This is a genomic window from Ancylobacter amanitiformis (genome assembly GCF_030814815.1).
GTDB classification, from domain to species: Bacteria; Pseudomonadota; Alphaproteobacteria; order Rhizobiales; family Xanthobacteraceae; genus Ancylobacter; species Ancylobacter amanitiformis.
Map to the genome: position 1 here is coordinate 153,464 of NZ_JAUSVR010000002.1, position 13,052 is coordinate 166,515.

At 66.9% G+C, this 13,052-nt stretch carries 10 protein-coding genes; 8 read left to right on the forward strand and 2 right to left on the reverse strand.

Translation table 11 applies throughout. The features are described 5' to 3' along the window. The first annotated feature begins 172 nt into the window (after window positions 1–172). The 4 genes from QOZ99_RS03770 to QOZ99_RS03785 all read left to right on the forward strand — a co-directional run bounded on the left by QOZ99_RS03770 (window position 173) and on the right by QOZ99_RS03785 (window position 5,418). Complete coding sequence (locus QOZ99_RS03770; RefSeq protein WP_306888590.1) at window positions 173–1,243, forward strand: ABC transporter ATP-binding protein; 1,071 nt, start codon at window positions 173–175, stop codon at window positions 1,241–1,243. A gap of 20 nt (window positions 1,244–1,263) precedes the next feature. Next, window positions 1,264–2,223, forward strand: coding sequence for an ABC transporter substrate-binding protein (locus QOZ99_RS03775; protein WP_306888591.1), 960 nt, complete (start codon window positions 1,264–1,266; stop codon window positions 2,221–2,223). A 47-nt stretch (window positions 2,224–2,270) separates the two neighbouring features. Continuing rightward, window positions 2,271–3,965 (forward strand): ABC transporter permease, encoded by a 1,695-nt coding sequence (locus QOZ99_RS03780; protein WP_306888592.1) that lies wholly within the window; start codon window positions 2,271–2,273, stop codon window positions 3,963–3,965. 325 nt (window positions 3,966–4,290) lie between these two features. Beyond that, complete coding sequence (locus tag QOZ99_RS03785; RefSeq protein ID WP_306888593.1) at window positions 4,291–5,418, forward strand: aminomethyl transferase family protein; 1,128 nt, start codon at window positions 4,291–4,293, stop codon at window positions 5,416–5,418. A 170-nt stretch (window positions 5,419–5,588) separates the two neighbouring features. Here QOZ99_RS03785 and QOZ99_RS03790 read toward each other — a convergent pair whose 3' ends face one another. Continuing rightward, a complete protein-coding gene (locus QOZ99_RS03790; protein WP_306888594.1) occupies window positions 5,589–7,865 on the reverse strand; it encodes a trimethylamine N-oxide demethylase in 2,277 nt (758 codons plus the stop codon). Window positions 7,866–7,891: 26 nt separating this feature from the next. Then, the gene (locus QOZ99_RS03795; RefSeq protein WP_306888595.1) at window positions 7,892–9,250 is read right to left on the reverse strand and encodes a trimethylamine monooxygenase; all 1,359 of its coding nucleotides are present in this window, start codon (window positions 9,248–9,250) and stop codon (window positions 7,892–7,894) included. A gap of 332 nt (window positions 9,251–9,582) precedes the next feature. On the opposite strand from QOZ99_RS03795, the gene QOZ99_RS03800 reads away from it, so the two are divergent. From QOZ99_RS03800 to QOZ99_RS03815, 4 genes are read left to right on the forward strand one after another with little or no spacing between them, the layout of a single operon-like run. After that, window positions 9,583–10,188, forward strand: coding sequence for a dimethylamine monooxygenase subunit DmmA family protein (locus tag QOZ99_RS03800; RefSeq protein WP_306888596.1), 606 nt, complete (start codon window positions 9,583–9,585; stop codon window positions 10,186–10,188). Further along, the gene (locus tag QOZ99_RS03805) at window positions 10,185–11,141 is read left to right on the forward strand and encodes a PDR/VanB family oxidoreductase (RefSeq protein ID WP_306888597.1); all 957 of its coding nucleotides are present in this window, start codon (window positions 10,185–10,187) and stop codon (window positions 11,139–11,141) included. The genes QOZ99_RS03800 and QOZ99_RS03805 overlap by 4 nt, the downstream gene beginning before the upstream one ends. A 16-nt stretch (window positions 11,142–11,157) precedes the next feature. Next, window positions 11,158–12,240 (forward strand): heme-dependent oxidative N-demethylase family protein, encoded by a 1,083-nt coding sequence (locus QOZ99_RS03810; RefSeq protein WP_306888598.1) that lies wholly within the window; start codon window positions 11,158–11,160, stop codon window positions 12,238–12,240. 7 nt (window positions 12,241–12,247) lie between these two features. Then, window positions 12,248–13,003, forward strand: coding sequence for a helix-turn-helix domain-containing protein (locus QOZ99_RS03815; RefSeq protein ID WP_306888599.1), 756 nt, complete (start codon window positions 12,248–12,250; stop codon window positions 13,001–13,003). Window positions 13,004–13,052: the final 49 nt, after the last annotated feature.

The following is a 13,052-nucleotide window of genomic DNA, read 5'->3' on the forward strand; positions in this document are numbered from 1 at the left end:
TCTCGCCCTGGCGCGGGCCCGTGCGGGGGCGCGGCGATGATGACCGCCGGGTCGAGGGCCGGCAAATCCGCAAGGCGGTGCCGAAACTTCGCAATGTCACGCAACCGTCATGTAGCTCCCTTAGCTGTTCGCCCAAATCCATTGCCTGGAACAGCCATGTCCTGGACCCTCGATGCCCTCTGAAGCCTCTCCAGCGGTCCGCGTTCGCGGCCTCGGCCTTTCCTATGGCCCGGCGCGGATCCTGAACGATGTCGGCTTCGAGGTGACGCAGGGTGAGGTGCTGGCGCTGCTCGGCCCCTCGGGGTGCGGCAAGACCACGCTGCTGCAACTGCTCGCCGGGCTGCTGGCGCCGACTACCGGGCAGATCGACATTCGCGGCCGGCGGGTGGCCGATGCCTCGGGTGGCACGTTCCTGCCGCCGGAGGCCCGCGGGCTCGGCATGGTGTTCCAGGACTATGCGCTGTGGCCCCACATGAGCGTGGCGGACAATGTCGCCTTTCCCCTGGAAATGCGCGGCGTGCCGGCGCGCGAGCGCCGGGCGCGGGTGGGTGCCGCGCTGGAGCGGGTAGGCCTTGGCCAGCTTGCCGGGCGCCGGCCTTCCGACCTGTCGGGTGGCCAGCAGCAACGCGTGGCGCTCGCCCGCGCCATCGTCGCCGAGCCGCAGCTGGTGCTGTTCGACGAACCGCTGTCCAATCTCGATCCCGAATTGCGCGAGGCCATGGTGGGCGAGATCGGCGCGCTGGTCGCCCAGTTCGGCCTGACCGCGATCTACGTCACCCATGACCGCACCGAGGCCTTCGCGCTCGCCGACCAGGTGGCGGTGATGCGGGGCGGCCGGATCGCCCAGCTGGCGCCGCCGCAGGCGCTGGTGGCCGAGCCGGCGAGCCCGGAGGTCGCCGAATTCCTCAATCTCGGCTGCGTGCTGCCCATGCGGCGCACGCCAGACGGATGGCGGATTGCCGGCACCGCGATGAGCGTCGGCACGGAGGGCCCTGCGGGCCGCGAGGCGCGCCTGCTGCTGCCCGGCCGCAGCACCCGCATCGGCACGGCCGAGGAGGGGCGCCCGGCCGGCGAAGTGCTGCGCACCCGCTTTCGCGGCGACGGCTACGCGCTGACGCTCAGGATCCTGGGCACGCCGTTCGAGATCCAGCTCGCGAGCCCCGTGCGGGCCGAGGTCGGAGACGTGGTCGGGCTGTCCTGCCCGCCCGAGGACATGCGCTGGTTCGCCGGCGCGGCCGCCTGAACCCCTTGAAGGAGACGACAATGCGCGCATTCACGGCCGTCATGGGCCTTGCCCTTGCCCTCGGTGCCTCGCTCATGGCCAGCACGGCGATGGCCGACATCACCGTCTATTCCGCCGGTCCCGGCGGGCTGATCGACAAGCTGGCCAAGGGCTACACGGACAAGACCGGCGTCAAGGTCAACGTGTTCCAGGCCACTACCGGCAAGATCATGGCCCGCATCGAATCGGAAGCCGCCAATCCTGTCGTGGACGTGCTGATCTCGGCCTCGTGGGATACGGCGACCGACTTCGCCAAGCGCGGCTGGCTCATTGCCTATGCCAGCCCGAACGCCGCCATGGTGCCGGACTTCCTGAAGAACGACACCGCCGTGGCGCAGGGCATTTCCGCGCTCGGCATCGCCTGGAACCCGGCCTCCGGCACCCCCCGGCCGACCGAGTGGGCGGACCTTGCCAAGCCGGCCTACAAGGATCTCGTGACCCTTCCCGATCCGGCGCAGTCCGGCGCCTCGTTCGAGCTGGTGGCGGCGCTGCAGGCCCGCAATGGCTGGGGCCTGTTCAAGGATCTCGCCGCCAACGGCGCCATCGTCGCGGGCGCCAATGCCGAGGCGCTGAACCCGGTCATGCAGGGCGCCAAGGCGGCGGTGTTCGGCGCGGTCGACTACATCTCGCTCGCCGCCAAGGCCAAGGGCGAATCGATCGACGTGATCTTCCCGGCCTCCGGCACGGTCATCGCGCCGCGCCCGATGATGATCCTGAAATGGTCGAAGCAGCCGGACGCCTCCAAGGCATTCATCGACTACGTGCTGTCGGATGAGGGCCAGAAGGCGGTGGCGGCGACCTATCTCATGCCCGCGCGCAGCGACGTGAAGGCCAATCGCCCGCTGATCTCCGACCTGAAGATCCTGCCCGTCGACGCGGCCGCGGTCTACGGCACGCGCGACACGACGCTGGCCGAGTTCGCCAAGCTGTTGGCCAAGTGAGGGCGGCGGTTCCCGCCCGATAGCCAGATAGAATGAGTGCCTGGGACATGCGGAGGGATGTGAAGACGGGCGGCCATGGGCTTCTGGGCTGGGTCGCGGGCATCAGCCTGAGCGTCATTGTTCTGGTGCCCTTCGTCTTCATCGTTCTGCAGGCGATCTTTCCGGATCTGGGGCGCGGTTCGTTCGCCGCGCCCCTCGCTCATCTCGGCCGCACGCTGGCCGATCCGAAGCTGCTGCACCTCACCGGCAACACGCTGACCCTCGGGCTCGGGGTCATGCTGGGCTGCACCCTCATCGGCGTGCCGCTGGCGGTGGCGCGGGCGCTGTTCCGCGTGCCCTTCGCGCTGGTATGGGACGTGCTGTTCCTCGTCCCCTTCATGATCCCGCCCTATATCGCAACGCTCGGCTGGATCATGTCGATGCAGCCGCGCGGCTATCTCCAGCAACTCACGGGGGTCAATCTCGGCCCGCTGCTATTCTCCGTGCCGGGCATGGTTCTGATCATGAGCCTGAACCTGTTTCCGGTGGTCTATTTCGCGCTGTCGCGCACCATCGAGGCGGTCGGCACGCGTTATGGCGATGTCGGGCGCGTCTTCGGCGCCCGCCCGGTGCGCGCCTTCTTCCGCATCACCCTGCCGCTCGCCACGCCGGGCCTGGCGGCGAGCCTGCTGCTGGTCTTCGCGCTGGCGATCGAGGAATACGGCACGCCCGCCGCGCTCGGCAGCCGCTTCGGCTTCCAGGTGCTGGTGACGGGTATCGAGAACCGCATTTCCGACTGGCCGATCGATCTGCCCGGCGCGGCGATCCTCTCGCTGCTGCTGGTCGGGCTGTCGCTGGTCGCCTTTCTCATCCAGCGCCGCATCCTCGCCGGGCGCAATTACGATACGGTCTCCGGCAAGCCGCAGGCACGGGAGAAGCGCGCGCTGGGGGCGCTGGCGCTGCCGGTGTCGCTCGCCTTCGCGCTGGTCGCCTTTCTCGCCACCGGCCTGCCCATCCTCGCCATTCTCGCCACGGCGCTGTCGAAGACCATTTCCGGCGGGCTGAAGCCGTCCAATATGGGGCTGCAGAATTTCGTCGAAGTCCTCGCCAATAGCGGCGGGGCGCTGCAGGCGCTGGTCAATTCGCTGTCGCTGGGCATCGCGACGGCGCTGCTGGCCGGGGCGCTGGGCGCCATCACCGCCTATGCCGTGGTCAAGGGGCGGGGGCGCGGGCGTCTCGCGCTCGACATGCTGGCCATGCTGCCCAGCGCGCTGCCGGGCGTGGTCGTGGCGGTGGGCATGATCCTCGCGTGGAACCAGCCCTGGCTGCCGTTCACGCCCTACAACACGCCGCTGATCCTGCTCATCGCCTATTGCTGCATCCTGCTGCCGCAGCCGGTGCGCTATGCCAGCGCCGCCTTCCAGCAGATCGGCGACAACCTGGAGGCCGCCGCGCGGGTGGCCGGGGCGCGGCCCTTCACGGTGTTTCGCCGGATCATGCTGCCGCTGGTGCTGCCGAGCCTGATCACCTCCATGCTGCTGGTCTTCGCGGTCGCCTCGCGCGAGCTGGTCGCCTCGCTCCTGGTGGCGCCGGTGGGCATGATGACCATTGCCGGCTTCATCTGGCGGCAGTTCGAACAGGGCTCGGTGGGGCTCGGCATGACCATGAGCTTCATCGCCATAGTGCTGACCACGCTGATTCCGATGCTGCTGATTGCCGTGCTGCGCCGCATCGCCGGAGGACGCTTTACCGGGCTTCACTAGAGCTTTTCCGGTGAATTCCGGTTCACCGAAAAAGCTCTAGGTTATTGTTCTGACGTATTTTCTTCACGCGAACCGGAATCCACTTCGCTCGAAAATGCTCCAGGCGCAAGCTCGCTGGAATGTGCCCGGCGTCTCGCCTTTCTTCATGCAGGAGAAAGGCGTTTTCTTTGCAAGAAATTTTGTTGACACACCTCCGTCCCGATGCAAACATTCCCGGCGTTGAGGGCGCTGGCGGGGCATGTCCTTGCCTGGAAGTCGCCCGGCATTTCCTGTTCAGTTTCGTATTCCGCACCCCGGACTTCGTCGAGCGAAGGTTTCATCAGATATGACCGCCGCATTCCCTCGCAATTCTATTCTAAACGAGCGGCATATCCAGCTCGGGACCAAGTTCGAATCGTCCTGGAACGGCATGCCGCTGCCGCAATTCTATTCGACCGATCCCTATGACGAGGTCGCCACCATTCGCTCGCGCGCGGGGCTGATCGATGTGTCGTCGCTCAATCTGGCGAACGTCAAGGGCAAGGACGCCGTCGCTCTGCTCAACGAGGTGCTGACCTCGGATATCGCCGGGATGAAGCCGGGCCAGTCGGCCATCAGCAATATCGTCGACGATAACGGCTCGCTGATCGACGACGTGCTGGTCTATTGCAACGGCGCCGATGATTTCCGGCTCTCGCACGGCTCCGGCAAGCTGGAGGAGGTGCTGGCGCAGTTCAGCGCCGGGCGCGACGTGTCGGTCGCCAATGACGGGGACACCCATGTCTTGTCCTTGCAGGGCCCGCGGGCGCTGGACATTCTCAAGCCGCATGCCTCGATCGACCTGACGACGCTGAAATATTTCGAACATGCTCCGGCGACCCTGTTCGGCCGCGCGGTAACGCTGGCGCGCGGCGGCTATTCGGCCGAGCGCGGCTATGAAGTGTTCAGCGCGGCGGCCGATACCGTGTTCCTCTGGGATTCCATCCTGGAGGCCGGCGCGCCCTATGGCGCCATGCCGGTGTCCTGGCAGAGCCTCGACATCGTCCGCGTGGAGGGGGCGCTGCTGTTCTTTCCCTATGACATGCCCAAGGGCGACGAGACCCCCTGGGAAGTCGGCGCGGACTGGACGGTGGATCTCGACAAGCCGTCCTTCCGCGGCAGGGAGGCCCTCATCCGCCGCAAGGGCGAGGCGCGCGTCGTGCAGCGCGGCATGGAGATCGACCATCACGAGCAGATCGAGCCGGGCGCCAGGCTGTTCAAGGACGGCAAGGACGTCGGCTCGCTGAACTCGTCCATCTATAGCCGGCACCTGATGCGCTCCATCGCGCTGGTGCATGTTCTGCCCGAGTTCGGGGCGTTCGGTACGGAATTCGAGGTGGTGGGCCCGCAGGGCACGTTCACCGGCCGGCTGGTCAAGACCCCGTTCTACGATCCGCTGCGCCTGCGCACCCATCCGCTCGACGAGCGGGGCTGAGGTTTCCCTTTCGTCATCCCGGACGGCCAGCGGCCGATCCGGGATCGTCGGCAGAACGGGGATCGATCCCGGCTCTGCGCTGCGCTTCGGCCGGGATGACGCCGCTGCAACCAATATGAAAAAGGCCGGAGCGCCCTCGCTCCGGCCTTTTCATCTTCTGCCGTCACGGTTCAGGCGCGCACGCGACTCTTGGTCGGGTCGTAATGCGGGAAAGCGACGATGGTGGCCGCGAGGCGCTTCTGGTGCCCGTCCAGCTTGCCGATCTCGACGCGCGCGCTAGGCTCCGCCGCGCTCACATCCAGCCGCGCCAGCGCGATGATGTGACCCAGAATTGGTGAGCGGGTGGCGCTGGTGACGATGCCGATCTGCGCGCGCCCATTATAGACCGGGTCGCCGTGATGCACCGGTTCGTTCTCCTCCATTGCGAGGCCGACCAGCTTTTTGGCCGGGTGGGCACGCCGGCGGTCGAGGGCCGGCTTGCCGACAAAGTCGTCCGATTTCGATTCCGGAACGGTGAAGCCGATGCCGGCCTCGAACGGGTCGGTCTGGTCGCAGAATTCATAGCCGGCAAAGGCCAGTCCCGCCTCGATCCGAAGCATGTCGAGAGCGAGCAGGCCGAGCGGTTCCAGTCCGTGCGGCGTGCCGGCTCCGAGGATCGCGTCCCACAGCTCGACGCCACGGCTGGGATGGCACCAGATCTCATAGCCGAGTTCACCGGTATAGCCGGTGCGCGACACCATGACGGGAATGTCGCCCACCTTGCCGATGGTGAAGCGGAACCATTTCAGCGCGTCCGCGCTCGGCTGGTGCGCCGGCGTCACCAGGATTTCGCGCAATATGTCGCGCGATTTCGGCCCCTGCAGCGCGAGATTGTGCAACTGGTCGGTCGAGGACTTCACGAAAGCATGCAGCCCGTACTTGGCCGCCAGTTCGCGGAGCCACACGCCGCAATAATCATCGCCGCAGACCAGGCGGAAATTGTTTTCGGCGAGCCGGAACACCGTGCCATCGTCCAGCATGCCGCCATGATCATAAGTGAGGGCGGTATAGACGACTTGGCCGACAGCGAGCTTGCGGATGTCGCGGGTGACGGCAAGCTGCACCAGCTTTTCCGCGTCGGGTCCGAGAATCTCGAACTTGCGCAGCGCCGAGAGGTCCATCACCACCGCACGCTCGCGGCAGGCCCAGTATTCGGCGATCGGCCCGGCGGAGGAGAAGCTTTCCGGCAGCCAGAAGCCGCGATAGTCGACAAGCGTGCGCGTGAGCGCGGAGGTGCGCGCATGGAAGGCGGTCTCGCGCGTCAGCCGCGGGGCGGAGTCGGGCGTCATGCGGTGGGCGATCCCTCTGGAGAAATCATTGGCGCCGTCATAGACGCGCAGATGTATGTCGGTGGGGTGCCAGGCGTTCGACGCATCGATGTCGTCGGCGCAGGAGGAAGAGGCGCAGACGAGATCGGTGAGCGCGCGCAGCAGCACATAGTCGCCCGGCCGCGACCACGGCTCGTCCATGCCGATGCGGTCGCCCGGCGAGACGAAGGTGTTGTAGAAGAAGTTCACCGCCGGCCAGCCCATTTTCGGCGCGATGCCATAGGGCGCCAGCGCACGGTTGAAATTGTCCGTGCAGTTGTCGTGGCCGGGATAGCCCATGTCGTCGTAATATTTGGCGTTGCAGGCCAGCATGAAGGTGTCGTGCCGGCCGACCGTGTCGCGGATCACCTCGACCAGTGCGGTCTGGTCCTCGTCGAAATATTTCGAGTGCAGGCCGGGGCCGGGGCTGGCCGAGCCCATCAGCGTGCGGGTGGTGGTGGGGTCGAGGCCTTTTTCGCGGCCGGCGTGGAGCTTGGCGGCATCGAAGGCGAGGAAGTCCGAGCACTGCTGGCCATCGACATCGATGATCTGGATATAGTCGCCGGCCTTCACCTCATAGGCGCTGGCCGAGGCCGCGCGAATGCGCAGATCGAGCTTTGGTTCGGCGAGCGGGGGCGGCACGGTGCCGGTGGAAGGGGCGGCCGGCTCGATTTCGACGATGAGATCGGTCGGGGCATCCTGGTTGCCCGGCTCCATCGGCCCGCCGGGCGCGATGAGCAGACAGGCGAGAGGCGCCGGCGCGGTGAAGCTGACCTGCGCGCCGGGCGGCTGCGCGGCGTCGAACAGCGCGGTGCCGGCGGCGTCCGGCCCGAGAAGCGCGCGCGCCACCTCGGGCAGGGTCTCGCCCGCGAGGGGAACCTGCCCGGCCGGGCGGCCCAGAAACTCGTCGAGGCTGCCGCTCGGCCCGGCAATGAACAGGAGGCCGGGCTGGCCGCCCTCCGGGTCGAGAATATGCACCCGGTCGCCGGGCATCAGGCCGAAGGCGACATACGCTCCGCCCGGCGCCACGTGCCGCAGCCGCGCGGGATTGAGCCGCCGCGCGCCCTGGCTGGCGAGGCTGGCCCCGGACTGGATGTTCATCATGTCTCTCCCGCCGCTGCAGCGTCCTACTCGGCCGCGACGGCCGCAGGATTGATGAAGGCCTCGAAGGAATCGTCCAGCGCCTCCAGCCATTTGGTGTGGTGCGGCGGCGCCATGTTGCCGGTCATGATCGAGGTGTAGGAATTGTCGCGATAGCCCATGATGTCACGCTCCTTGTCGTGTTCCCACACCTTGAACAGCGCGGCGACGGCGTCGAGGTCGAACATGGGATAGTCGGTGGCCGGGATCAGCTCCTTCATGTAGTCGGTCTGGAAGTCGATCGCGTCGAAGGCGGTCTCGATCGTGCCTTCCTTTTCCAGCCAGCGGGCGATGTCGGCGGCGATTGTCTCATCGGCGGGCAGGGCGATGCGGCCGAGAATGATGTCGCGCACGTACCAGGCCTGCGCGTCGAACATGTTGAACGTGTAATACTGGTCCTGCATGCCGAGATAGAACAGCTTGTGGTTGTTCTCCCAGACCACGCCCTTGTAGAGATCGGGCGGGTTCATGCGGTTGGCGCTCTTGAGGCGCATGTCGTCGGGCAGGAACGGGTAGTGGTGGAGATAGCCGGTGCACAGGATCACCGCGTCCACCTCGGCCGTCGAGCCGTCGATGAAATGGGCGACGCGCCCGTCCAGCTTTTCCAGCAAGGGCTTCTCGGTGAAGCAGCTCGGCCATTTGAAGTTGGAGCGGCGGGTGCGGTAGCTGAAGGTGATCGACTTGGCGCCGTACTTGTAGCACTGGCTGGCGATATCCTCGGCCGAATAGGACGAGCCGACGATGAGCAGGTCCTTGCCGACGAACTCGTCCGCCGCGCGGAAGTCATGGGCGTGCATCACGCGGCCGGGGAACATCTCGATGCCGGGGAAATGCGGCACGTTCGGCGTCGAGAAATGCCCGGAGGCGACCACGACATAGTCGAAAACCTCCGAATAGAGCGCGTCCTTGACGTTGTCCTTCACCGTCAGGGTGAATTTGCCGGTCTCCTCGGAATAGTCGACCCAGCGCACCGGCGAGTTGAAGCGCACATGCGCGCGCAGCCCCGCCTTCTCGACGCGGCCCATGATATAGTCGTGCAGCACGGCGCGGGGCGGATAGGACGGGATCGGCTGGCCGAAATGCTCCTCGAACGTGTAGTCGGAGAATTCGAGGCACTCTTTCGGGCCGTTGGACCAGAGATAGCGGTACATGGAGCCATGGACCGGCTCGCCATACTGGTCGAGGCCGGTGCGCCATGTATAGTTCCAGATGCCGCCCCAGTCGGACTGCTTCTCGAAGCAGACGAATTCGGGAACCTCGGCCCCCTTCTGGTGCGCGGATTGGAAGGCTCGAAGCATGGCCATGCCCGAGGGGCCGGCACCGATAATGGCGACGCGGATGCTCATGTGCGTGTTCCCTTAGGTCCTGATAGGCCGGCTGCAAGGTGCCTGATCGCGGCCACCCTCAAGGGGAAACCCGTCCGTCCGGCTTTACGCAAAGCCTCGCCGATATTTCTTGTTTGTCAAGTTAGTTTCCTGCAAAGAATTTGACACCCAGCTCGCCCTTGTCTTTGGCAGCACGCTCAAACAATGGGCATTCGAAGTTCTTGACGGCCAAAGTTTCCTGCTGGACACTTCATTTTATCGAAGAGAAACATTTGAGTGTCGGCGAGGGGTCTGCTTTCCCAGGCAGCCGTCCGGCTGGACACTCGATGGAACGGCCTCCAGAGACCGCACGCATGCTCATTTCGGACATAAAGAGCCGGCCCGTCTATGAGCGCCTGAGCCTTGACGGCGCCGGCCGGCGCCATCTCGTGCTGAGCGACGCCCCCCGTCCGCTGGGCGAGGTGATCGACGGCACGGACGGTGCCGACGCGCCGCTCGGCTACTGGATCGTCGCCGCGACCAGCGCGGTCGATGCCCAGCCGCAGGCGGAAGCCGCGCCCGGCAATGCGGCGCCGGTGGAATGGCGCGCCTTCCGTGCCGCCTCCCATCTGCTCGACCGGCTGTCCCACCGTCTGGCGCAGGAGACCGTCGGGCTCCGCCTCTACGCGATCGGCGAGGAGGGCTTCATCTGGGATGTGGCGCGGATGGCCCGCGAGGCGGGGCTGGAGCCTTCCGAGTGCTTCACCGCGCATGCCGGCTCGCTGCGTCGCAAGGTGTTCTGCGTCCATTGCAAGACCGTCACCTCCGGCGTCACCACCAGCATTGCCGTGTGCGAGGGTTGCGGCGCGCATCTGGTGGTGCGCGATCATTTCTCGCGCATGCATGCGGCCTTCATGGGTGTGCAGGCCGATGCCGAGGCGCCGGGCGAACTGCCCCCGGTGGAGGAGGTGTTTCCATGACCGCGCGCCCCCGCACCATGCCGCTGCGCGTTGCCGCCGCCATTCCGCTGTCGCCCACGCTCAAGGCCTTCACGCTCATTCCCGCCGATGGCGGGCTGGTGCCGCCCTCGGGGCCCGGCGCGCATCTGCGGCTGAATCTGCCCGTGCCCGGTCGGATGCTGAAGAACGCCTATTCGCTGATCTCCAACCCGGCGGACCGCAGCCACCTCGCCATCATCGTCCGCCGTGTCGCGGGCTCGAAGGGGGGATCGGCCTTCCTGCATGAGGAGGTGGAGGACGGCGATGTGATCGAGGCCGGGCTGCCGGCCAATCTCTTCCCGGTGGTGCGCACGGCGCGCCGTCATCTCATGGTGTCGGGCGGCATCGGCCTGACGCCGTTTCTCGCCTATATCGCGGCCTTCGAAGCCGCCGGCACGCCGTGGGAACTGCACCATTTCTGCCGCCCGGACGAGCGCGGCGTGTTCGAAGGGCTGCTCGCACGCTATCCGGCGGCGAGGGTTCACCTCCATTGCGACGTTGATCTCGGCGTGCTGGACGAGGCGCTGCTGCGCCAGCCGCTCGGCACGCATTTCTACACCTGCGGGCCCGCGCTCCTGATGGATACCGTGATGGAGCGCGCCGCCGCGCTCGGCTGGCCGCGCGCGCGCCTGCATTCGGAATCCTTCGGCGGCGCGGCGGAGGGTGGCGAGCCCTTCATCGCGGTGCTGCGGCGCTCGGGGCTGGAAGTGGCGGTGGGCGCCGATACAAGCCTGCTCGCCGCCATCGAGGCCGCCGGCGTCGAGGCGCCGTGCCTGTGCCGGGGCGGTGCCTGCGGCCAGTGCCTCATCGAGGTGGCGGAAGGCATTCCCGAGCATCGCGATCATTTCCTCGATGGCGAGGAACGTGCCTCGAACCGCCTCATCATGACCTGTGTGTCGCGGTCCCGTACCGCGCGCCTCGTCCTCGACCTCTGACCGGACGGAGCCTGCCGTGACCATCCAGTTCAAGCCGGACGAGACGTTCCGCGACGAGTTCCGCTATGCCAACTCCGACGCCGCGGTGCTGCGCTTTCCGTTCCCCTTCCCGGAAGACGCCTACATGTACTCGGTGAACATCGAGCCGCATGTGCCGGGCGGGGCGACGCCGGCCTTCGACAACCCGTTCGATGTCGACGAGCATTATGTCGCCGAGTGCCGCGAGCGGGCGCGGGTGCTGGAGCAGGACCCCAGCCGCTGCAAGGTGCTGCCGCACATGATGGCGGCGCAATGGGACACGCTGGAACTCATCATGGAGAGCCTGGCGACGTCCTATCCCGCGCATTTCACCCTCACCCGCGAGGGCATCAGCTGGACCTGGGAGAACCGCCCGCTCGGCATTCGCGACAGCTTCACCTTCGGCGATGCCTCAACCCTGCCGTTGCCGCCCTTCGAGTACATCACCCGGCAGGCGCAGGGCGACTTCACCCTGCAGGACCAGCGCGACGACAACCTGTTCATCGATGCCGGCATGGTGACGACGCAGGCCGACTGGTCGCTCGATTTCGATGTCGGCATGAGCTTCCACCAGTGGCACGGCCCGGTGCCGCTCGCCCACCAGAAGGGCGTGTTCGACCGCGCCCTCAAGTTCCTGCTGCGCCTGCAATATGGCGCGCCGGTGCGTCGGCTGAACTGGACCATGACGGTCAATCCCCGGCTCGACACCAGCCCCGAGAATTACCCGCAATGGGGTCCGGATCGCACCACGCTGACGGCCGAGAATATCGGGCAGAAGCTGCATCTGCGCGTCGAACTGCAGTCGCTGTTCCGTCTGCCGCGTTCCAACGCCATTCTTTTCGGCATACGCTGCTATCTCTGCAGCATCGAGGACCTTGCCCGCGTGGAACTGTGGGGCAAGCGGCTGCACCGCGTGCTGCGCGACCTGCACCCGGAGATTGCCGACTACAAGGGCACGACGCGCTTTCGCGAGATGGCGGTGGCCTATCTCGCGCCGTTCGACGACGGCGCCGATCTGCCGGTGGGCACGGCGCCCCGCCAGGACACCCTGCCGCCCACAGCCCTTCCTCTCGGACGCTGAGGCCGGCATGCGCATGCCGCTTCGCACCCTGACCCGACCGACCGAGCCGCCGCCCGCCGCGGCGGCGAGCGAGACGAGGGCAGACGGTGCGCCGGCGGTGAACGGCAGGGCGCCCGCCAAGTCCCTTGCCGAAGCCTTGCCGGCCGCGGGCGAGGAGGGCCTTCCCACCGGCTCCAACGCGCCGCGCGCCGCCAGCCTGACGGTCGAGCAGGCGATCGGCGCGCAGATCCGCCAGCACCGCAAGACGCTGGACATCACCAGCGCCGAACTCGCGGCAACGGCGCGGATTTCCCCGGGCATGATCTCGAAGATCGAGAACGGGCAGATCTCCTCCTCGCTGGCCACGCTCACCGCGCTGGCCAGCGCGCTGAACGTGCCGATCGCTTCGCTGTTTGCCGGCTATGACGACCGGCGCGACTGCTCCTTCGTCAAGGCGGGGCAGGGCGCCCTCATCGAGCGGCGCGGCACCAAGGCGGGGCACATCTACGAACTGCTCGGCCATTCGCTCGGCGCGGGCGTGATGATCGAGCCGTTCCTCATCACCCTGACCGACGAGGCCGCGCCCTATTCCGCGTTCCGCCATGCCGGCGTCGAGTTGATCTACATGCTCGGTGGCTGCGTCGGCTATCGCCACGGCGACCGGATCTACCAGATGGAGCCCGGCGACACCCTGTTCTTCGACGCCTCCGCCCAGCATGGGCCGGAGGAACTGATATCCGTGCCGGCGACCTACCTGTCGATCATCGTCTACCCCAAGGAATGAGTGCCGCGGCGGCATATCCTTCCGCGCGGAAACGTCCTTGGCGCGCCGA

What these genes read in the sequence shown, in the direction of transcription:
- QOZ99_RS03770 (WP_306888590.1), top strand. Translation starts at nt 173, where the DNA reads ATGCCCTCTGAAGCCTCTCCAGCGGTCCGCGTTCGCGGCCTCGGCCTT.
- QOZ99_RS03775 (WP_306888591.1), top strand. Translation starts at nt 1,264, where the DNA reads ATGCGCGCATTCACGGCCGTCATGGGCCTTGCCCTTGCCCTCGGTGCC.
- QOZ99_RS03780 (WP_306888592.1), top strand. Translation starts at nt 2,271, where the DNA reads ATGCGGAGGGATGTGAAGACGGGCGGCCATGGGCTTCTGGGCTGGGTC.
- QOZ99_RS03785 (WP_306888593.1), top strand. Translation starts at nt 4,291, where the DNA reads ATGACCGCCGCATTCCCTCGCAATTCTATTCTAAACGAGCGGCATATC.
- QOZ99_RS03790 (WP_306888594.1), bottom strand. Translation starts at nt 7,865, where the DNA reads ATGAACATCCAGTCCGGGGCCAGCCTCGCCAGCCAGGGCGCGCGGCGG.
- QOZ99_RS03795 (WP_306888595.1), bottom strand. Translation starts at nt 9,250, where the DNA reads ATGAGCATCCGCGTCGCCATTATCGGTGCCGGCCCCTCGGGCATGGCC.
- QOZ99_RS03800 (WP_306888596.1), top strand. Translation starts at nt 9,583, where the DNA reads ATGCTCATTTCGGACATAAAGAGCCGGCCCGTCTATGAGCGCCTGAGC.
- QOZ99_RS03805 (WP_306888597.1), top strand. Translation starts at nt 10,185, where the DNA reads ATGACCGCGCGCCCCCGCACCATGCCGCTGCGCGTTGCCGCCGCCATT.
- QOZ99_RS03815 (WP_306888599.1), top strand. Translation starts at nt 12,248, where the DNA reads ATGCGCATGCCGCTTCGCACCCTGACCCGACCGACCGAGCCGCCGCCC.